This is a genomic window from Porticoccus sp. W117, from assembly GCF_030341905.1.
Classification (GTDB): domain Bacteria; phylum Pseudomonadota; class Gammaproteobacteria; order Pseudomonadales; family Porticoccaceae; genus SCSIO-12696.
In genome coordinates, this window is the sequence record NZ_JATAAF010000003.1 from 53,932 (window position 1) to 74,168 (window position 20,237).

Genomic DNA, 20,237 nt, shown 5'->3' on the forward strand with positions numbered 1-20,237 from the left:
TTATTTGATGCGCAGATAGCGCCCGCCTTGCTGTTCCATCAGCCCCTGTAGCTCCAAACTGGTCAGCAGGCGGGTTAGCTCTGGGGTGGTAAAACCGGTGCGTTCCATCAGTGTGTCGAAGTCCGCCGGGTCGAAGCCCAGATTGTCCAGCAAGGTTTGTTCTTCAGGTGGCAAGTCAGTTGTAGTGCCGGTTTCATTCAGCTCCGCCCGCTTTAATTCCACCATGGCCCCCAGCTGTTCGGCAATGTCGGCAACTTCCTCCACCAGTGTCGCACCCTCGCGAATCAGCTGATGACAGCCTCTGGCGCCGGGGTGGTGGATGGAACCGGGGATGGCAAACACCTCCCGGCCCTGTTCCATGGCACAGCGAGCGGTAATCAACGAGCCGCTTTTGCGCGCCGCTTCGACCACCAAAACACCGAGGCTAAGGCCGCTGATAATGCGGTTGCGTTGAGGAAAGTAGGCGGGCAGGGGTTTGGTGTCAGCGGGCATTTCCGATACCAGTGCGCCGCCATTTTTCAGAATATCATCAGCCAATTGCTGATGGCGTTGCGGGTAAATACGCTCCACTCCCGATGCCAGTACGGCAATGGTTTTACCCTGGGCCTGCAATGCGCCGCGGTGAGCTTCGCCATCAATGCCCAAGGCCAAGCCGCTGGTAATGGTAAAGCCGCAACGACACAGCTCGGCGGCAAAGGCGCGGGCATTGTCGCCACCTCCTTTCGAGCGTCGACGGCTGCCGATGATGGCTATCTGTGGCAGTGCGAGCAATTCCAGATTGCCGCGTACATAAAGCAAGGGTGGTGGGCAGTGCAGTTGTTGCAGCAGTTTGGGGTAATCCTCTGAACTGATCGGCAGCAGGGCGGTGCCCTCTGTCTGTCGGGGTGCTGGCAAGTCCAGCCAGCGTTGGCGGTTTTTGCCAATCTGCTGGATAGCGTTGGGCTTGATCAGTGGCCGGAGCTGCTCAGGTTTTGCGGAAATGGCATTGGAGAAACTGCCGAAGCTGCGCCACAGGCTGACTAGCTCAGCAGTGCTGAGACCCAGTTGTTGCAGTTGCAGGATGATGGCGGCTTCTTGCTGCGGGGCAGGGTTGTTCATTGTTTGCTTCCTTGCAGATTGTGTATTGGCCATTATAGGCCCATAAAAAAACCGGCGTATGACAACGCCGGTTTTTTTACAGTTGGGAAGGGTCTCAGGGGTTGTGAACCTCATCCCCCACAGCCAGCGGCCGGTCGGCTTTCATTACCAGGCCGTAGCTCATTTTCTCGAAGGTGCGGAACACCATCAGCAGGCCGGCGCGCTCGGAAGGCAGCTCTACCGCCTCGCCAGTCACCCGGTCTTTTATGGTCTCGCCGCGCTTGTAAATGGCCAGAATCGCGCCTTCGTCAACACCGTCCCGTGCGCCTTTGTTGAGGGCAACCACGTCCAGTCGGCCCACTTGAGTAAGGCCATCTTCAACAGCAATGATGACGCCTTCTACTTCCCGTTCTGGTGATTTTGGGTAGAAGGTGGCGTTGATCTTGCGCTCTTCGTGGGGCAGCAGGCGGTCGGCGATGCGAATTTCTTCGGCACTGCGAGTGGCCTTAAAGGTGGCAACGCCGCCCTCATTAATGGCTTTGAGTCGGCCAGTGCCAATGTCTTTGGCGCGAATACCCAGCATTTCACCAGTGTAGGGGTCTACGTAGGCATCGCCTTTGCGATAGACGCCGAATACCGGCACACCGGGTTCAAGATCGCCACGGGCGTAAAAATCCTGGCCAGAGCCGGTGAGCAGGTGCTTGTCAGAACCCGCCAGTACATATGGAGCGGCTTCCAGTACGCCGGGCTCTACCACGCGGTTGCGGGAAAGGAAGTGCTGAATGGCTTCCAGTGGTAGTGCGGGAATGGCTTCGGCGTGGGGAGTTTCCTTGATTTGCGGGCTCAGCTTGACGTTGCGGCTGCGCTCTACGGTGAGGCGCGGTTGGCCATCGATATATACCAGCTTGATCACATCGCCCGGATAAATAAGGTGAGGGTTGGCGATATCTGGATTAACGTGCCAGATCTCCGGCCACAGCCACGGGGTTTTCAGAAAATGATCCGAAATATCCCATAGGGTATCACCCCGCTGAACGGTATAGCGGTCGGGCACATCATTGAAATTGTCAGAATTGGCGGTAACCGCCAGGGCGATTACCCCAAGCAGGCAGCCCAGTATTGCTTTTTTCATCGCGACCCATCCTCTGGTGTATACTTATTGGTCTTTGATTTATGAGTCTTGTGGAACCACGCTAACCACTCAGTTGTGCCAGCGAATATCAATCCCATCGCCCCAATGGTAGCAGTCAACCCCTTCCTATTGCTAGAAACAGATCACAAACCACCTATGGCCATTTTAGACATCCTTGAATTCCCCGACACCCGCCTGCGTACTAAGGCGCGACCAGTGGTCGCCGTAGACGACCGCATCCGCCAGCTGGTGGATGATATGTTCGACACCATGTACGACGCCAACGGCATTGGCCTGGCCGCTACCCAGGTAAATGTGCACGAACGGGTGGTGGTAATGGACCTGTCGGAAGAGCGTGACCAGCCGCTGGTGTTTATCAACCCAGAAGTAGAGGTGCTGGACACGGACACCCGCGACTACGATGAAGGCTGTCTGTCGGTGCCGGGATTTTACGAAACCGTGCAACGGCCAGAGAACATCCGGGTAAAAGCCTTGGATCGCGACGGCAACCCCTATGAACTGGAGCCGGACGGCTTGCTGGCGGTGTGCATTCAGCACGAACTGGATCACCTGGAAGGCAAATTGTTTGTGGACTACCTGTCCCCTCTCAAACGTCAGCGCATTCGCGCCAAACTGGAAAAGCTGCAGCGCCAGAACCGATGACCGATTTTACCGATACCCGCCTGCGTATCGTGTTCGCGGGCACCCCGGATTTTGCCGCTCACCACCTGCAGGCATTGCTTGATGAAGGCACTCACGAGGTGGTTGCGGTTTACACCCAGCCAGACCGCCCTAAAGGAAGGGGCAAACAGCTGGCCGCCAGCCCGGTAAAAGAACTGGCTCTGGCGCATAACCTGCCGGTGTATCAACCGCAAAATCTGAAAAGCGATGACGATCAGCAACAGCTGGCGGCGCTTGATGCGGACATTATGGTGGTGGTGGCTTACGGCCTGTTGCTGCCCCAGGCGGTGCTGGATATTCCGCGGCTTGGCTGCATTAATGTGCACGCTTCCCTGTTGCCGCGCTGGCGGGGTGCGGCGCCTATTCAGCGCGCCATTGAAGCCGGGGACGCAGAGACCGGCGTCACCATTATGCAAATGGCCGCCGGGCTTGATACCGGCGATATGCTGGTTGTGTCCAAAGTGGCTATCGACAGCGCTGACACCGCCGCCAGCCTGCACGACAAATTGCTGCAAATCGGCGGCCCGGCGCTGCTGCAGGCACTTGGAGAACTCGCTGCCGGTGAGGCACGGCCAACGCCTCAGGATGATGAACAAGCCAACTACGCTCACAAGCTCAGTAAACAGGAAGCGTTGGTTGATTGGCAGCAAAGCGCTGAGGAAATTCACCGCCGGGTGCGCGCCTTTAACCCCATTCCCGTTGCGTGTGCTGATATTGGTGGTCAGCGGGTACGACTTTGGCAGGCAAAAACCACCGGCATCAAAGTGGCGCAACATCCGCCGGGTGAAATCGTCAGCGCCGATGAATACGGCATTCTGGTGGCCTGTGGCGACCACTGCCTGCGTTTGACGGAACTGCAACTGCCGGGCAAAAAGCGCCTGCCCGCCGCCGATATTCTTCGTGGTAACAGCGACCTGTTTACCATCGGTAGCCGCTTTACTAGTGATAAAAAGCCCTAATGGACGTTCGGGTTGCCGCTGCCAAAGCCATTGCCGCCACCCTGCGCGAACAGGGCTCCCTCGCCACGCTGTTGCCGGAGTGCCAGAGCAAGGTAAAAGCCCGTGATCGCGCCCTGCTGCAGGAGCTTTGTTTCGGCACCCTGCGCTACTACCCGCGGCTGGCGCTGATACTGGAAAAACTGCTCGCCAAACCCTTCAAACCCAAAGACAACGACCTGCAGGCATTGCTGGCCTGCGCGCTCTACCAGTTGATGGAAACCCGCATCCCGCCACACGCCGCTATTGGCGAGTCGGTGCAGGCGGCTGTGGCGTTGAAAAAGCAGTGGGCCAAAGGGCTGGTTAATGGTGTTTTACGGCGGTTTGATCGCGAAAAAGACGCTATTTGCGACGAATTTTCAACAAGCCGGCAGTTTCAGAGCTGTCATCCTCAGTGGTTGATTGATGCCCTGGATGCTGCTTGGCCCGCTGATAGCGATACCATCATGGCGGGCAACAACCAGCGTCCGCCCATGACCTTGCGGGTAAATCGGCAAAAGCACTCCCGAGAAAATTACGCCAAAATCCTCGAAAAAGAAGGCTTTGGCTTTCAAATGTCAGCGATATCCGCAGATGCCCTTGTTTTGGATCAACCCGCAGATGTGGCTGAGCTGCCACACTTTGCCGAAGGTGGTGTGAGTGTTCAGGATGAGGCGGCGCAGCTGGCTGCCCAGCTGCTCAGTGTTCAACCCAATCAGCGAGTGCTGGATGCCTGCTGTGCCCCCGGTGGCAAAACCTGCCATTTGTTGGAGCTGGAGCCGAGCCTGGATGTAGTGGCTCTGGATATTGATGAACAGCGTTTGAGCCGGGTGCAACAAAATTTGGATCGGCTACAGTTGGCTGCGGAGCTGGTGACTGCAGATGCCTGCGCGGTTGAGCAGTGGTGGGATGGCCGTCAGTTTGACCGCATTCTGTTGGATGCCCCTTGCTCTGCCACTGGCGTGATACGTCGTCATCCAGACATCAAAGTACTGCGTCGCCCGGCAGATATTGCTAAGCTGGCGGCGTTGCAATTGCAGTTATTGCAGGCGCTGTGGCCGTTACTGCGTGACGGTGGCAAGCTGTTGTACGCCACCTGCTCGATACTGCCAGAAGAGAATAACGCTCTGGTAGAACGAGCGCTGCAAGAACTGCCCGGAGCGCAAGTGGTGGCCCTTGATGGAGGCGGGCATGCCGACTGGGGGTGCACCACCGCCACCGGTCGCCAATTGTTCCCGCAACCCCAAGGGCACGATGGCTTCTACTATGCTCTCATGCAGAAGCAGAATTAATGTAGGGTGGATTAGCGCAGCGTAATCCACCGGGGCTAAATCCATAGAAAACGGCGGATTACGCTGTGCTAATCCGCCCTACGCAGATAAGTTCAGCCTATAGCGATAAGAAGAACAATATGAAAATCATTATTCTCGGTGCTGGCCAGGTGGGCGGCACACTGGCTGAAAACCTCGCTCGTGAAGACAACGACGTTACCCTGATCGATACCAATATAGCGCGCCTTAACGAACTGCGTGACCGCCTGGATATCGGCACTGTTCACGGCCACGGCTCCACCCCCTCGGTACTCAAACAGGCGGGTATTGAAGATGCGGATCTGCTGGTGGCAGTGACTTCCACCGACGAGGTCAATATGGTGGCCTGCCAGATCGGCCATACCCTGTTTCATACCCCCACCCGCATTGCCCGCATTCGAGCTCCCGGCTACACCGTACCCGCCATCGCAAAAGACCTGTTTAGCAAGGCGCATATGCCGGTAGATGTGGTGATCACCCCGGAGCAACTGGTTACCGAACATATTCAACGCCTGATTGAGCAACCAGGCACTTTGCAGGTACTGGATTTTGCCGATGGCCTGGTGCAGCTGGTGGCGGTGCGCGCCTACGAGGGTGGGCCGCTGGTGGGCCAGGAATTGAGAGCCCTGCGCGAACATATGCCCAGTGTCGATGCCAGGGTGGCGGCCATTTTCCGCAAGGACAGGGCCATTACCCCGGAAGGAAATACCGTGATTGAAGATGGCGATGAAGTGTTTTTTATCGCCACCAAAAACAACATTCGCAAGGTGATGAGCGAACTACGCAAACTGGAACGCCCCTACAAGCGCTTGATGATCGCCGGCGGTGGCAACATCGGTCTGCGCCTGTCGCAAGCGTTGGAGAAGCAGTACAACGTCAAAATTATCGAAATGTTCGAGGAGCGCTGCCAGTACTTGTCGGAAGTACTGGATCACGCGGTGGTGCTCAATGGTCAGGCTGCCGATCAGGAGTTGATGTTAGAGGAAGGCGTCGATTCCGTTGATGTATTCCTGGCGCTTACCAACAACGATGCCGCCAATATCATGGCTTCCATGTTGGCCAAACGCCTTGGTGCCAGCAAGGTGATGACCCTGATTAACACTCCGGCGTACGCGGATTTGGTGCAGGGGGGTACTGTGGACATTGCCATCTCTCCTCAGCAAATCACCACATCCAGCTTGCTCAGTTATGTGCGCAAGGGCGATACCGTGCGGGTGCACTCCCTGCGCCGTGGCGCCGCTGAAGCCATCGAGATTATCGCCCACGGTGACAAGCGCAGCTCCAAAGTGGTGGGGCGCACCATTGAAGAAATCAACTTGCCCCCAGGTACCACCATCGGCGCCATTGTGCGCGAGGGTAAGCGCGGCCCGCAGGTGATCATGGGCCACCACGACGTAGTGATTGAAAATGACGACCACGTGATTGTGTTTTTGGTGGACAAGCGCCGCACCAAGGATATTGAGAAGTTGTTTCAGGTTGGCTTTACATTCTTTTAGGGGGAGAGGGTGGTTCGGAGTTCATTGCATTTGGTCAGTAGCTCGATCTCTGTAGGTCGGGCTTTAGCCCGCCAAAGATATCCGCTTCGACAATATGGCTGTGACGGCCTAAAGGCCGACCTACACAGCTGCGCACCCACATCTCACATCTCACGTCTCACGTCTCGCGGCCCCAACTAATGCACTTCACCGTAATCGCCCGTATTCTCGGCCTGCTGTTGATGCTGTTCAGCATCGCTCAGCTGCCCTCCGTGGGGGTGGCGCTGTACTACGGCGAAGAGGACACGCTGTTTACTTTTATTGGCGCCTTTGTGATTACCTTTGCCGTGGGTTTGGTGGTGTGGCTGCCGTTTCACGGTAGTAAGCACGACCTGCGCATTCGAGACGGTTTTATGATCACGGTGCTGTTCTGGATCGTACTGGGTTTTGCCGGTTCTCTGCCGTTGATGTTGGGTACCGAACCCAACCTGAGCTTTACGGACGCAGTGTTTGAGTCCATGTCCGGGCTGACTACCACCGGCGCTACGGTAATGACGGGGCTGGATGATCTGCCCCGATCGGTGCTCTATTACCGTCAGCAACTGCAGTGGTTGGGGGGCATTGGTATTGTCGTGATCGCGGTGGCGATTCTGCCCATGCTGGGTGTTGGTGGCATGCAGCTGTATCGGGCGGAGACTCCCGGCCCGGTAAAAGACAGCAAGCTGACACCGCGCATTACCCAAACCGCCAAGGCGTTGTTCAATATTTACCTGGTGCTCACCGTTGCCTGTGCAGGCGCGTATTGGTGGGCGGGAATGAGTTTATTCGACGCCATTTGCCACAGTTTTTCCACCGTGGCCATCGGCGGCTTCTCCACCCACGATGCCAGTATCGACTACTTTGACAGCATCGCCGTGGAATCCATTTGCGTATTTTTTATGGCGGTGTCCGGGCTTAATTTTGGTCTTCACTTCCACGCCCTGTACCGCCGCAGTTTGGCCCACTACGGGCGCGACCCGGAAGCCAAGATGTACTTCAAAATCATGGCCGCCGGCATTCTGATCACCTGTAGTTACCTTTATTTCACTGGCACCTACGACGCCGAAACCAGTTTGCGCAAAGGCATCTTTGAACTGGTGTCGGTGATGACCACCACCGGCTTTGCCACTGACAATTTTGCGGCCTGGCCCACTTTTCTGCCGTTTTTCCTGATCTTCCTGTCGTTCTTCGGCGCCTGTGCCGGTTCTACCGGTGGCGGCCTGAAAATTGGCCGTATGCTGATTCTTGCCAAGCAGGGTATGCGCGAGTTGTATCGTTTGGTACACCCCAACGCGGTGCTGCCCATCAAAATTCGCAACCGCGCCATCTCTGACCGCATTGCCGATGCCATCTGGGGTTTCTTTGGCGCCTACCTGGCTGCCTATTACCTGATGGTGCTGTTGCTGCTGGCTTCTGGCCTGGAATTTGTTACCGCCTGGTCGGCCACTGCCGCTTGCCTCAATAACCTGGGGCCAGGGCTCGGTGAAGTAGCGGTGCATTACGGCGATATCAACAGTTTTGCCAAGTGGGTACTGTGTGGCGGCATGCTGCTGGGGCGCTTGGAAATCTTTACCTTGATTGTCATGTGCCTGCCGACGTTCTGGCGGAAATAAATGCCCCGTCATTGCGAACCCCGCAGGAGCGCGGCAATCCAGTGGCTTCGATTTTTGCCAGGCGTAAGCCGGGTTTTTGCTGCTGTCACACGCCACTTTCTTTAATTATGAGGGGCCATCCCTGGGGGCTCGAGGCCAGCTTCCATGCTGGCCACGGTCACAGCAGCAAGTATCCGACTTATGCTCTTCAAATTAAGGCGTAACGGTTGGGGGAGTGCATGTGAGGAACTTTTACCCACTCCACCAGCCGAAAACCTACTATCAAACAGGAGTGCCTTATGAGCAGCGATCAACCGCGCCCGCCGCTACCACCTTTTACAAGAGAAACCGCCATGCAAAAAGTACGTATGGCGGAAGATGGCTGGAACAACCGCGACCCGGAAAAGGTAGCGTTGGCTTACACCGCCGACAGTCAGTGGCGCAATCGCGCGGAATTTCCCAAAGGCCGGGAGCAGATTATCGAATTCCTCAAACGCAAGTGGGCCAAAGAACAGGAGTACCGCCTGATAAAAGAATTGTGGGCCTTTGAGGGCAATCGCATCGCGGTGCGTTTTGCCTACGAGTGGCACGATGATGCGGGCAACTGGTATCGTTCCTACGGCAACGAAAACTGGGAGTTTGATGAAAATGGTTTAATGGCAAAGCGTTATGCCAGTATTAATGATTTGCCCATTGATAAAGATGACCGAAAATTTCATTGGCCCCAGGGCAGGCGCCCGGATGATCATCCGGGGTTGAGCGAACTGGGGTTGTAAGCTAGGGGGTGTTAACAACTAATTGGTCACTACTGTTGCCTCTGAAAAGGCGCCTATCTAGGCGCAAGGAGAGTAGTTTGGTCATTTCAAATGAGCGACGAGCAACAACGAGGGGCGCCTTTTCAGGGGCAACCCGAAGGGCTGGGCTCCTTTTTCGCCCCAGCGGCGTTATCGGTCGCTTATGTAGAATAACTACACTGCACTCCCTCTGCCTTGCTGGAGCAAAAAATGAACTCCAGCAGTAGCGATCAATTAGTTGTTAACACCCCCTAACCCTGCAAAACCGTCGGAGGGTAAATGCAACTCACGCCATTTCATATAGCTGTTCAGGTGCGCGATATTGCCGAAGCGCGGGATTTCTATGGGGTAAAAATGGGGCTGGCGGAGGGGCGTAGCTGTGATAGCTGGATTGACTTCAATATGTTCGGCCATCAGTTTGTTACTCACCTGAACCCGGCCATTGGCAAAACAGGTTGTGTGCCTAACGTGTCGAATGGCGTAGATGGCCACGGGGTGCCAGTGCCCCACTGCGGAGTCATTATGCCGTTTGACCATTGGCAGGATTTTGCCCGCAGAGTTGAGGGTTTTATCGATAAGTTTATTGTTGAACCCTATATTCGCTTTGAGGGCCAGCCCGGTGAGCAGGGCACCCTATTTTTTCTCGATCCATCCGGCAACGCCCTGGAGTTCAAAGGCTTTAAAGATATCGAATCCGATCTGTTTGCTACATAATGGCTGAATGAATCAGCTGCTTATCCTTTCAAATGACGCTGACGAATACGCGGAAAAACTGCGCTGCAGAAATCTTCCTGACCTGGAAATTTTCACTGCCAGTCACAGCGATCAAGCACAGCAATTCGCCAGCCACGCAAATATTATTCTGGGCACACCAGCGTTAATTGCCCCTCTTCTCCACCGTGCGCCAAACCTTCAATGGGTGCAATCTTCATTTGCCGGGGTCGAGCCATTTTGCGCGCCCGAGCTGCGCAGGGATTACCTGCTGACAGGCGTAAAGGGAATTTTCGGCCCGTTGATGAGCGAGTATGTTTTTGCCTACATACTGGCGTTTGAACGCAACCTGTTTGCCACTCGAAAAAACCAGTGTGAAAAGCGCTGGCACAGTATTCCCTATCGTTCGCTGGGTTCACTGACTATCGGCATTTGCGGGCTTGGTTCCATCGGTCAGCACATTGCGAAAACGGCGGCACATTTCAACATGACGGTGTTGGGGCTAAGTCGTTCTGCAAAACAGATTGTTGGTGTAGAAAAAGTGTTTCCGCCAGAGGTGATTTGCGATTTGTCTCAGCAGGTGGATTACCTGGTTTCTGCGCTGCCCAATACCTCAGAAACCCAGGGTATTATCAACGATGAGGTATTTAAGGCTCTCGGCCCTTCAGCTGTATTTATAAATGTGGGGCGCGGGGCGACGGTGGATGAACCTGCATTGATCGACGCGCTTCACAGAAAAGTCATTCGTGGTGCGGTTTTGGATGTATTCCAAACCGAACCCCTGCCGCAAGACAATCCGCTCTGGTGCCTGGATAGTGCATTTGTTACTCCCCATAATTCGGCAGTTACTTTTCCCGCGGACATAACCGAACTGTTTTTCGAAAACTATAAACGCTTTCAGGCAGGACAGCGATTGCAGCATGTAATCGATTTTTCCAGAGAATATTAAGAATAAAAACAAGGATTGCCATGTTTAACAAACTTCGCAACCTGGGCCCCGGCGTTCTGGTGACTGCCGCCTTTATTGGGCCCGGCACCGTTGCCGCCTGTACGGTCGCAGGCGCCAGCTTTGGCTACGTACTATTGTGGGCGCTGCTGTTCGCGACCCTGGCTACTATTATTCTGCAGGAAATGTCGGCGCGCCTTGGCACCATTACCCAAAAAGGCATGGGCGAGGTACTGCTCCACAGTCTGCAACATTCACCGCTCAAATGGCCGTTGTTTATTTTGGTGTTGCTCGCCCTGTACGCCGGTAATTCCGCTTACGAAGGCGGTAATCTGGCGGGAGCGGCGTTGGGTCTCGAAGCCATTTTTGGCAGTTCGCCGCTGGTGTTTAACAGTGCGGTGGTTGCACTGACACTGCTAGGGGGAACGCTGCTGTTGCGAGGCAGCTATCGGCAGATTGAACACGTGCTGATTGCCTTGGTGTTGCTGATGGGTATTGCCTTTATTGTCACCTTCTTTGTGGTTGGCCCGTCGTTGGCGGATATAGCCAAAGGGTTATTTTCACCGCAGATTCCAGAAGGCAGTTTGCTGGCAGTGATCGCACTGATCGGTACTACCGTAGTGCCCTACAATTTATTTCTGCATGCCTCCGCTGCCAAGGCGCGTTGGCAGGGGCAAAAAGATTTGACCGAAGCCCGCAGTGACGCGGTGATATCCATCGGCCTCGGTGGTCTGATTGCCATACTGATTGTATCCACTGCTGCTGCCAGCCTGTTTGCCAACCAGATCAGCGTTAACAGTGCCGCCGATATGGCGGTGCAGTTCGAACCGCTGTTCGGGCCTTTCTCAAAATACCTGCTGGGTATTGGCCTGTTTGCCGCTGGATTAAGCAGCACCATCACCGCGCCCCTGGCTACCGGATATGCGGTGGCAGAAATTCTGCAATTAAAAGGTGGCGCCAGTGGCAAGGGCTTCCGTGTTATTGCTATCAGTGTGTTAGTGATTGGAGCGGCTCTGGCACTTACTGGCATTAAGCCCATTAAAATTATCCTGCTGGCGCAATTTGCCAATGGACTGTTATTACCCATTGTTGCCGGTTTCCTGCTCTACGCCATGAATCGCAAACAACTGCTGGGGGAATACGCCAATGGTTGGCCGGCCAATACCCTGGGTATTGGGGTGGTATTGCTGACCGCTGGCTTGGGGGCAAGGATGATTGCCAAGGGGTTGGGGGTGATGTGAATATGGACAATTTTATCTAGAGCAGTTTGCCTATGTACCATTGGGATGATCGTGGACTAATCTTTATCGTGGCTGCCGCTATTTTGTGGGTATTGCTAAATAGGGTTGATAAAGACTACCACAAAAGAAAAAAGGATATTATCAAACGTCGATTCCAGAAAAAGTCCAAGTCAGAATCAGGCAATAGTGATTCTTAGTAGTGGCTGAAAGTAGAAATTCCTCATCTTAAACTGATAAGCCTTTGTTTTTACTTGGCATAATCATGTATTAAGATTTTCCCCGCCATAACCCAAGGCGCCATCCCTGATTGAGTCAACAGTCGTCACGTGATGGCGACTATCTTTGTGCTATAACTTTTTCGTACTCACGCCCTATTGCCGGTAAAAAAACCGGGGGTAGATGCCTCCTTGGCGTGTCTAGTGTTTACACGTAGTTTATTTTTGCCCGGGAAGCGCTCACATCCATGTATCAGAGGACAAAGTTGGCCAAGTTCCTGTCCAAACCGTCGGAGGCAAAACAGCGCATGCTGGATCGCCTTTATGCTGACCACGGAGCGGCATTGCGCTCATTTGTTGGTTTGCGGATGGGTGGTGGTCATAGCGATGTCGATGACGTTGTTCAGGATGTTTTCACCAAGCTGGCCCAGATGGATGATCTGAAAGGGCGCCTGCCGTCTGCGGAGCGGTCAGTAAGAGCCTACATCTTTCAGATGGCCAGCAACCACATCGTTAATATGTACCGCTATAAGCGCGTACGCCGGCAGCATCTCGAGCGGGAGCAGCCCCACGCCCTGGAATCTTCCGGAGATGAACAGAGCCCGGAACGCATCGTATTGGCGCAAAGGGAGCTGGAGAGTATTCGTGAGACGATCGAGAAGCTGCCGCTGCCGTGCCGCCAGGCGTTTGTTCTCAACCGTTTTAAACAAAAGACTTATGTTGAGGTGGCGGAGTATATGGGTGTTTCCGTCAAGCAGGTAGAAAAGTATATGCAAAAATCGCTGATTGCGATTCGTCGAGCCGTCAAGCGGCTCAGGGAGGCAGAAAAGTGATTGCCAGGTATGAAGAGCGCCGTGCAGCGGCGGATGCGGGCCTGCTGTTGTACGGAGCCCCCAGTGACGCTGATCTCGCCCGAATGGAAAAGGCCAAGTCAGAATCTGAAGAGTACGCCATGTACTTGCAGCAGTTCCTGGATGTGAGTGATGCATTGCAATCAGAAGAACTGCTGTTGCCGCAGTTGGATGAGGGCATCAAAGAAGACGCTCAAACCGCCCGACATGTAGGTCGCGCTGCAAAAGGTTGGCTCAAATACGCATCGGTCGCCGCTGTTCTGTTGGTAATGGTTGCGGTTCTGCAGTGGCCTGCTGGTACCGGAAGCGATGCAGATATGGCGCGCTATGTCACTCGCATAGGCGAGCAAAAATCGGTCGAGCTGAAGGATGGATCCCTGGTAACTCTCAATACGGGTACTGAGTTGATCGCCGCCATGGCCGATGATCAGCGACACATTACTCTCAATCGGGGTGAGGCTTTCTTCTCGGTGGCAGAAGATTCCTCCAGGCCCTTCACGGTAACGGTGGGTGGCCGTTCAGTCACGGTTCTCGGTACGGCATTTAATGTCAGGAAGGGCAATGACGGTTTTGTGTTGGCGGTGAGTGAGGGTCAAGTGGTTGTTCACTCTGAGTATGAACCGGTCAGTTTCAAAGCCGAGGAAATGAACCTGACTGTTGGCGAAATCGCCACAGTGAGTGGCATGCAGCAGCGGCGCTTTAAAGCTGGAATGGCGGCAGAGTTTAATGCCAGCGAACAGCAACTGATTGCCTACCGGCCGGAAGATATGAAAGACCTGACTAATTGGCAGTCGGGCGTGCTGCGCTTTGAGGGCGTGCCGCTGTCAAAGGTTGTCAAAGAACTGAATCGCTACTCCGCCAAAAAAATATTGGTTTATGATCGCGAGCTCCTCGCAATTGAAGTGTTTGCTTCAGTAAGGGTTGACGATTTATCAGGCGCCCTGAATGTGCTGGATGCGGCCTTTCCCATTGATGTTATTCACCAATTTGATCAGATCGTGCTGGTTTCGTCGAAAGGCGACAGAGCTTCCACAAGAAAAAATAAAAAATTGTAGGGTGAAATGAAGACCTGGCTGTTTAGTGTTGGAGGCTTGGCGACATCCAGGTATTCAAAACTAACACTCAATAATTATAGGGTAGCGCAGGACTTATGAAATTCACTTCTCAGACTCACAGAAAAAAGAAGCTCGGCGCCTGTATAAGTGGTGTGCTGGCCATGCTGGTGACAGCGGGTGCCCATGCCGAAATGCGGGAAGTTGCGGTAAGCATTGACAGTAAAAGTGCCAGCAAGGCCATTCTGGATCTCGCCGAACAAACCGGCAGCAACATTGCGTTCCCACCAGAAGTGGCCAGAAAACTTGTATTTCCAAAAGTTGAGGGGCAGTACACCGTTGTTGAAGCGCTTGAGGTAATGCTTGAGGGCACAAATCTGGTGTTCAGAGTATTGTCCGACAGCTCCATTGTTGTTGAAGAAGGCAATAGTGGCGAGGTATCAACAGGAGCCGACGAAGAGGCAGAGGAAGAAATTGTTATTTTCGGTGAGCGCATCGTCACCCGAAACCGCACCGATAATATAGAACCAACACTGTCTTACGATTCCGGCTATTTTGAACGCTTCGAGCCACTTACCTTGAACGACATGCTCAAACGTGTGCCCGGTGTATTTTTTAACCGCTTGTTTAATTTGCCTTCAAACCCCCAGGCTTCATCAAACGCAGTTCCAGACAACACTTTGCCAAGGTTCCGAAATTTGGACGAAGAGTTTTCACAGATTCTGATCAACGGCCGTCGCATCGCCGGTATCGATTTTGGTAGTGGCCAGAGCTTTTTGGCCAATATTCCCGCTGAGTCTGTGGATGAAATTCAGGTTATTCGCAGCCCTTCGGCAGATATCGACAGTTCTGGTGTAGGCCTGACTCTGAATGTGATCCTTAAAGATGGCTTTAGCTTAAACAACAGAACCTGGCGTTTGGGTGCGATTTCTTACGATGGTGAATTGAAGGGACTTGGTTCTGTCAATATCGCAGGCACTAACAATTTGTTTAACTACAATCTCAGTGCAACTTACCAGGACAGACTCAGGGGCGGTACTGTCAATGATTTTACGGAATCAAATGATGATGATCTGGGCATTACATCATTTACCGACAGCGTGACAAACTCTGAAGAGCTGAGTAAAGATAAAAACCTGCTTGCAAGTATTGACTTTGCTGTTAGCGAGAATTCTATCTTAAAAATTGACGGTAGATACTTTTTGACGGATGAACGTTCCTTTGCAGATGAAAGAGGAAGCAACTTAGACGGCGATGGTGAATTTGAGAGTTTTATAGGGAATACAAGCGCTTCTGATAGATCGTCAAAAAACACCGCTTTGACCCTTACATATCTTTATGAGGGTACTGATTTTACTTGGGAATCTGTCGCCGGCATTGATGAAACCGACTTTACCAACTCAAACAATTCCACCACATTAAGCTTTATTAGTGGTGAATCCTATACGGACAGCATTGATAACGTAAACGGCGAGGGCCGCGATATACTGTTTAATAACCATTTCTCCTGGGACTTAAGTGATGCTCAGCAGCTGAGATTTGGCGCTGATATCAGCAAAATATCCCAAGATGCCTTTAATGCCACCCAGTTCTTTGCTGACCCAGCTGATGACGAAGATTTTGGTTTCAATTCTAACGCTCTAGACGATTCACGAGATACGGATCGAGTGGACTTCTTTGCGGTTTACGAGCTAAACCTGGCGGACAATATCAACTTGCAGCTGGGCGGCCGTTATGAAACTACAGAGTATCAAGCCAGTTCGCCAACTTCCCTGGCCATTGACGGCGCCGTGGATTTTGATTTTGACGTTTTCAGTGATGGTGTGCCAAGAAATTTTACAGCTAAAGTAACGGGCTTTAATCCAAATGCCCACCTGAGATGGTCGTTTGCCGAAGGGCATGATCTGCGATTCTCTGTAGCGCAAACGGTGCGTCGGCCAACTCTGGATGAACTGGATCCTCAAATTCAAATCTCATTTTTCGACAGACTTTTCCCCGATGACCCTACTGAGCCGGTTGACGTAATTTTTGGAAACGAAAATCTTGAAAATGAAGAATCCTTGGGCTTCGATATTGGTTATGACTGGCGCTTCGAAGGTGGCAATTTAGGATTGAATGTTTACAGTCGAAAAATTGATAACGCTATCTTCGATCGGACTCAGAATGTAGATCAATTTCTGCAGATATTGACTCCTGATGAGCGCGATGAATTCCAAAGGTTTCGTACTTTTCTTTCTGAAAATGATTTCACCGATGATATCCGGGTCAGCACTTCTGCAAATACTGAGGCAGAAACTACAGCCCGGGGCGTTGAAATGGATTTAAGTGTGCCGGTCACCTTTATCAGTGATACCGCCAATTTTTACGTCAATGCCACCTATGCCAGAAACGAAACCACCAATGAGGCTATATCACGGTCTGCAGCCATCAATATTTCCTACGATCAGGTGATTCCGTCGATAGGTTTGACCTATGGCTTTAGTATCAACAAAGTCACTAAAGTTGAGTTGCAACGTATAAACCCTGTCAACTTGGATTTTGAAAGTGAAGATGCAGATCTGGATCCGAATCTTGAAGTGTTTGTGGAAAAAACCTTCAGTGAAGACTTGCTTGCCCGCCTGACAGTTGAAAACTTGCTGGATGCGAAAGAGGATCGCGTGGATATAGATAATATTCCTGACTTTGGCCTTAGAACGCGTTCTGTAAGTACATCCGATACTTCACCAAGAATCCTATTAACCCTGCGAGGCCAGTTTTAATATTTTTTAAGTATGGCTCCCGATAGCTATATCGGGAGCTATTTTTTTATTTTTTTTGGAGGGATTTATTATGAAAATTTTTTGTTCGTTACTGATGTTGTTAATCGGTACGCCAGCGATGGCCGGTGGTATCAACTTTTTCCAGGGCAGTTTTGATGAAGCGCTGGAAGAGGCCAAAAAATCCAACAAGCTACTGTTTGTTGACGCCTATGCCGACTGGTGTGGTCCCTGTAAGACTATGGAAAAAACCGTCTTTGTTCGTGAAGAAGTAGGCGAATTGTTTAACGACCTGTTTATCAACTACAAGCTGGATATTGAAGACGAGGATCAAAACGGCCCTGAGATTTCTGATAAGTACGGTGTTGAAGTTTTGCCAACATACTTGTTTGTTGACAGTTCGGGCGATCTGGTTAGCAAAAAAGTCGGTGCCATGAGTACAGATACTTTTATGGCGACTGCCGGTGCGGTGGTTGGCAGGGGTGGCAGTGAGCAGCTATGTAAAGCCTACGAAAGTGGTGATCGCAGCATTGACTCTTTCCTTAGTTGTCATGCAAAGAAGACGATCGATGCACAAGCACTTATGGAGCAAGGCGATGATTCCGCATTAGTTGCCCTCGACGAGGAATACAATAAGTACTACGACTCACTGTCGAAGGAGCAGCTGCTCAGCAAGGACGGCTTCCGCCTGATCACTAACCAGGCGATGCTTAGTCGGGGCACAACACCAGTAGAGTTCATGGTGGATAACTACCAGCAATTTGCCAACCTTGTCGACCCCAAATTATTGGCTACCATTGCTGTTGAGGCTAATAAGAACGGTATTCTTTTTGGCTCATTTCAAGATCAGGATAGCGCCAATCAGTGGGTAGAGGATATTCGTGGAACATTGGCTTCAGCCTATAAGTTGGCTGCGCCGAATGATAAAACTATTTACCAGCGGTCGAAGCTCAGCGTTGACGCCTATGGAAGTATGATGGAAAAAAACTGGGGTGGTTTTGTCGACGCGAAAGTGGCCCAGGCGCAATTGCTGGAGGATAAAGCAGAGCAGCAGGCCGCATTGGAAGAAATTTCCAGAGAGATGCTGAGTTTCGGTTGCGAGGACAAAGAGGCCTTCAAATCAGTTTTGGTGTATGCCAAACAGGGCTGGCAGAATAGTGGAAACTTTGATTCGGCACTTCATTATGCCGGGCTACTGAAAGCGGTTGGGGATAGTGAGAAATCGAAAAAAATGCTTTCAAAAGCGGAAAAAATGATTGAGCTGGAGTCAGATACAAAGCTGAAGGAAACCATGCAACAGCAGCTTGCTGAAGCCAATATTTGATTGTCACTTATCTGTTTTTTGCGATCAACCTTCATTTGCACCGTGCAAATGAAGGTTGATTTGTTTTATTAACCTGAAAATTATTTCTTTATGAAAGGACGTAGTGATTCTTCGTGGAGTAACTCAGTTAGCTCGTCATTCCCGCGAAAGCGGGAATCCATAGCTCTCGGCAGTTTTGTTGCCACTAAGAATGGATCCCCGCTTTCGCGGGGATGACGAAATACCGCCTTAAAAAACAAACCCGACTCCAATCCGCAACACATCGCCTCTGGTCAAACCGATGCCGTTGCTTGATGGAAAGTAAGTTTCCGCTTTGAGTTCCTTTTTGTATTCGATGCGGGCCAATATGGTGTCGTTAAAGTTCCACGCCAGAATCGGCCCGCTGCCCAGCCACAGATATTTGTTGGGGTCTTTTTTGTAGTCGGTTTCCCAGCGCAATGAGCCGCGCTCGTGGAAATTCCAGCCCACTTCTGTGTGCAAACTCCAGTCGTCTTTTTTGCCGGCGGCACTTTCAAACCAGTAGCCAGCGCCAAAGCCCAGTACCAAGTCAGTGGTTTCGTGTTCCCAGCTCAGTGAGGCGCCGAAGTCGGTGCTGCCATCGCTGATGCGGTAGGGGTCGTTGTCGTCACCACCAAAGCGCACCTGTGGGGTAAAGCTGAAGTTTCCAGAGCTGCGAGGACGGTTCATGTAGTACTTCAGCGGCAGCGCCAGGGTGATGTCATCGTTGCCGGTGCCGCGCTGAGTGATGACATTGCCCTGGCTATCCAGCACGGTGCGGGTTTGATCCACCAGGGGAATTTTCAGGGTGGCACGGATCCATTTTTTCCAGGTGTACACGCCCTCAATGTGAGTGATGTTTTTTTCGTAATTGAGGCCGTTAGGGTTGGCCAGTTCAAAGCTGCCGTTCATTAGCTGGCTGGATTCCCGGCGCTCCTGAAATACCTGGTAACCGTAGCCGCCATCCCAGCGGGGCACTTCGCTCATCACCGGTTGGCCTGCGTAGCTACTAAATACCGGGGTCAGTAACATCGCCCCCAACAGCAGAGGTTTAATAGAAGAGTTCATGAAACTTAGCTCTCCTTGGCGACAATATGAACTTGTGGACCTTGCTCACTGTACTGGTAGACCCGCACCGGGCTGTAACCGGCTTTGCGGATGGCGGCTACGATGGCGTCGGCATCAGCGCTGTGGCCGTCTTTCAGGGTGATCAACGCCATGGCGTTTTCCACATCCAGCTTTACGCCTTTTTTGGCGACGAATTTGAGTTTCTGGACCTTCTTTTTCACACCGATGCCGCAGGTGGCGCAGCACAGGCCGTCTACCGCCACAGCCACCTTGTTGCTGGTTGCCAGCCAGGTTGTGGCCACTTGTTGTTGATCGGCTCGCAGTTCTTCGCTTTCCGGGCGTGGCTCCGGTGCCGCGACAACAGAGATCGTTGTAAGCAGGGCACAAATAAAAACAGTCATTTTTTTCATGGGGGATTCCTTTTTCAGTATCAACTGAGATCCTTCGCTGCGCTCAGGATGAAAGTGAGGGGCGCTGAGGACGCCATCATTTATTTAACGCCCACAAACATACTTATGGGCTAAATAGCAGAAAAGGAATCAGGCGCTGGGAGGTCGCAGCAAGCCTTGTTGTTCGGGAGGAACGTAGAGGTAGTGATCCAAAAAACCGCGCTCGATCAGCGGCGAGGGAAGGGTAACCACCACCAGTGGTGGGGTAATGCCCAGGACAACGCAGAGGTCATTGCACAGGCACTTGTCATAGCAAAAGCCATTGCAGTCGGAACTGTCGCAATCGCTGTTAACGGGAGCGTCGCAACAACTGTCCTGGCACAGGGCAGTTTCTGTCGATTGCTGTGTGTCACAGTCATTGGCAAACACCGCCATGCTTTGCCCCAGCACCAGCATGCTAAGCAGGGCAGCAAGCCACAGTCGAGCTATGGATCGAGCTATGGGCTGAGAGAGTAGCCGGAATGTTTGTTTTGTGAAACTGACCTTCATGGAAGGCTTTATTTCATAGTGTGGTGGTGCTTTGCAAGCAAAGGCCTGTTAAGAAGTGTTGCGC

18 protein-coding genes are annotated in these 20,237 nt (G+C 52.5%); 13 read left to right on the forward strand and 5 right to left on the reverse strand.

All coding sequences use genetic code 11. The features are described from left to right. A complete protein-coding gene (dprA, locus tag QSV34_RS03665; protein WP_289152105.1) occupies positions 1–1,098 on the reverse strand; it encodes a DNA-processing protein DprA in 1,098 nt (365 codons plus the stop codon). A gap of 94 nt (positions 1,099–1,192) precedes the next feature. Next, positions 1,193–2,209, reverse strand: coding sequence for a LysM peptidoglycan-binding domain-containing protein (locus QSV34_RS03670; protein WP_289152107.1), 1,017 nt, complete (start codon positions 2,207–2,209; stop codon positions 1,193–1,195). 156 nt (positions 2,210–2,365) lie between these two features. Between QSV34_RS03670 and def the strand changes: the two genes are divergently transcribed. The 13 genes from def (at position 2,366) to QSV34_RS03735 (ending at position 18,170) form a co-directional block, all read left to right on the forward strand. After that, a complete protein-coding gene (gene def / locus QSV34_RS03675; protein ID WP_289152109.1) occupies positions 2,366–2,872 on the forward strand; it encodes a peptide deformylase in 507 nt (168 codons plus the stop codon). Then, complete coding sequence (gene fmt, locus QSV34_RS03680) at positions 2,869–3,849, forward strand: methionyl-tRNA formyltransferase (RefSeq protein WP_289152111.1); 981 nt, start codon at positions 2,869–2,871, stop codon at positions 3,847–3,849. The genes def and fmt overlap by 4 nt, the downstream gene beginning before the upstream one ends. Next, positions 3,849–5,156 carry a 16S rRNA (cytosine(967)-C(5))-methyltransferase RsmB gene (gene rsmB / locus QSV34_RS03685; protein WP_289152113.1) on the forward strand — a complete coding sequence of 436 codons (1,308 nt, stop codon included), beginning with the start codon at positions 3,849–3,851 and terminating at the stop codon, positions 5,154–5,156. Before fmt ends, rsmB begins: the two co-directional genes overlap by 1 nt. A gap of 119 nt (positions 5,157–5,275) precedes the next feature. After that, positions 5,276–6,670, forward strand: a complete 1,395-nt coding sequence (gene trkA / locus QSV34_RS03690; RefSeq protein ID WP_289152115.1) for a Trk system potassium transporter TrkA — start codon at positions 5,276–5,278, stop codon at positions 6,668–6,670. Positions 6,671–6,849: 179 nt separating this feature from the next. Further along, positions 6,850–8,301, forward strand: a complete 1,452-nt coding sequence (locus QSV34_RS03695; protein WP_289152116.1) for a TrkH family potassium uptake protein — start codon at positions 6,850–6,852, stop codon at positions 8,299–8,301. A gap of 278 nt (positions 8,302–8,579) precedes the next feature. Continuing rightward, positions 8,580–9,056: a nuclear transport factor 2 family protein gene (locus QSV34_RS03700; protein ID WP_289152118.1), complete on the forward strand. Its 477-nt coding sequence runs from the start codon at positions 8,580–8,582 to the stop codon at positions 9,054–9,056. Positions 9,057–9,353: 297 nt separating this feature from the next. After that, on the forward strand, positions 9,354–9,788 hold the full coding sequence (locus QSV34_RS03705) for a VOC family protein (RefSeq protein WP_289152120.1): 435 nt from the start codon (positions 9,354–9,356) through the stop codon (positions 9,786–9,788). Positions 9,789–9,795: 7 nt separating this feature from the next. Next, positions 9,796–10,734, forward strand: a complete 939-nt coding sequence (locus tag QSV34_RS03710) for a D-2-hydroxyacid dehydrogenase (protein WP_289152122.1) — start codon at positions 9,796–9,798, stop codon at positions 10,732–10,734. 20 nt (positions 10,735–10,754) lie between these two features. Next, positions 10,755–11,972: an Nramp family divalent metal transporter gene (locus QSV34_RS03715; RefSeq protein WP_289152124.1), complete on the forward strand. Its 1,218-nt coding sequence runs from the start codon at positions 10,755–10,757 to the stop codon at positions 11,970–11,972. Between the two features lie 481 nt (positions 11,973–12,453). Beyond that, positions 12,454–13,020 (forward strand): sigma-70 family RNA polymerase sigma factor, encoded by a 567-nt coding sequence (locus QSV34_RS03720; protein WP_289152125.1) that lies wholly within the window; start codon positions 12,454–12,456, stop codon positions 13,018–13,020. Then, positions 13,017–14,093, forward strand: a complete 1,077-nt coding sequence (locus QSV34_RS03725) for a FecR family protein (RefSeq protein WP_289152126.1) — start codon at positions 13,017–13,019, stop codon at positions 14,091–14,093. Before QSV34_RS03720 ends, QSV34_RS03725 begins: the two co-directional genes overlap by 4 nt. A gap of 95 nt (positions 14,094–14,188) precedes the next feature. Beyond that, positions 14,189–16,849, forward strand: a complete 2,661-nt coding sequence (locus QSV34_RS03730) for a TonB-dependent receptor (RefSeq protein WP_289152128.1) — start codon at positions 14,189–14,191, stop codon at positions 16,847–16,849. 70 nt (positions 16,850–16,919) lie between these two features. Beyond that, positions 16,920–18,170, forward strand: coding sequence for a thioredoxin family protein (locus QSV34_RS03735; RefSeq protein ID WP_289152130.1), 1,251 nt, complete (start codon positions 16,920–16,922; stop codon positions 18,168–18,170). A 228-nt stretch (positions 18,171–18,398) separates the two neighbouring features. On the opposite strand, the gene QSV34_RS03740 is transcribed toward QSV34_RS03735, so the two are convergent. The 3 genes from QSV34_RS03740 to QSV34_RS03750 all read right to left on the reverse strand — a co-directional run bounded on the left by QSV34_RS03740 (position 18,399) and on the right by QSV34_RS03750 (position 20,059). After that, positions 18,399–19,235 (reverse strand): hypothetical protein, encoded by an 837-nt coding sequence (locus tag QSV34_RS03740; protein ID WP_289152131.1) that lies wholly within the window; start codon positions 19,233–19,235, stop codon positions 18,399–18,401. Between the two features lie 5 nt (positions 19,236–19,240). Next, a complete protein-coding gene (locus QSV34_RS03745; RefSeq protein WP_289152132.1) occupies positions 19,241–19,645 on the reverse strand; it encodes a cation transporter in 405 nt (134 codons plus the stop codon). Positions 19,646–19,774: 129 nt separating this feature from the next. Then, a complete protein-coding gene (locus QSV34_RS03750; protein WP_289152133.1) occupies positions 19,775–20,059 on the reverse strand; it encodes a hypothetical protein in 285 nt (94 codons plus the stop codon). Between the last annotated feature and the right edge of the window lie 178 nt (positions 20,060–20,237).

Excerpts from the sequence above, each read along its gene's own strand:
- dprA (WP_289152105.1), bottom strand. The coding sequence starts at position 1,098 with ATGAACAACCCTGCCCCGCAGCAAGAAGCCGCCATCATCCTGCAACTG.
- QSV34_RS03670 (WP_289152107.1), bottom strand. The coding sequence starts at position 2,209 with ATGAAAAAAGCAATACTGGGCTGCCTGCTTGGGGTAATCGCCCTGGCG.
- def (WP_289152109.1), top strand. The coding sequence starts at position 2,366 with ATGGCCATTTTAGACATCCTTGAATTCCCCGACACCCGCCTGCGTACT.
- fmt (WP_289152111.1), top strand. The coding sequence starts at position 2,869 with ATGACCGATTTTACCGATACCCGCCTGCGTATCGTGTTCGCGGGCACC.
- rsmB (WP_289152113.1), top strand. The coding sequence starts at position 3,849 with ATGGACGTTCGGGTTGCCGCTGCCAAAGCCATTGCCGCCACCCTGCGC.
- trkA (WP_289152115.1), top strand. The coding sequence starts at position 5,276 with ATGAAAATCATTATTCTCGGTGCTGGCCAGGTGGGCGGCACACTGGCT.
- QSV34_RS03695 (WP_289152116.1), top strand. The coding sequence starts at position 6,850 with ATGCACTTCACCGTAATCGCCCGTATTCTCGGCCTGCTGTTGATGCTG.
- QSV34_RS03700 (WP_289152118.1), top strand. The coding sequence starts at position 8,580 with ATGAGCAGCGATCAACCGCGCCCGCCGCTACCACCTTTTACAAGAGAA.
- QSV34_RS03705 (WP_289152120.1), top strand. The coding sequence starts at position 9,354 with ATGCAACTCACGCCATTTCATATAGCTGTTCAGGTGCGCGATATTGCC.
- QSV34_RS03710 (WP_289152122.1), top strand. The coding sequence starts at position 9,796 with ATGAATCAGCTGCTTATCCTTTCAAATGACGCTGACGAATACGCGGAA.
- QSV34_RS03715 (WP_289152124.1), top strand. The coding sequence starts at position 10,755 with ATGTTTAACAAACTTCGCAACCTGGGCCCCGGCGTTCTGGTGACTGCC.
- QSV34_RS03730 (WP_289152128.1), top strand. The coding sequence starts at position 14,189 with ATGAAATTCACTTCTCAGACTCACAGAAAAAAGAAGCTCGGCGCCTGT.
- QSV34_RS03735 (WP_289152130.1), top strand. The coding sequence starts at position 16,920 with ATGAAAATTTTTTGTTCGTTACTGATGTTGTTAATCGGTACGCCAGCG.
- QSV34_RS03740 (WP_289152131.1), bottom strand. The coding sequence starts at position 19,235 with ATGAACTCTTCTATTAAACCTCTGCTGTTGGGGGCGATGTTACTGACC.
- QSV34_RS03745 (WP_289152132.1), bottom strand. The coding sequence starts at position 19,645 with ATGAAAAAAATGACTGTTTTTATTTGTGCCCTGCTTACAACGATCTCT.
- QSV34_RS03750 (WP_289152133.1), bottom strand. The coding sequence starts at position 20,059 with ATGGCGGTGTTTGCCAATGACTGTGACACACAGCAATCGACAGAAACT.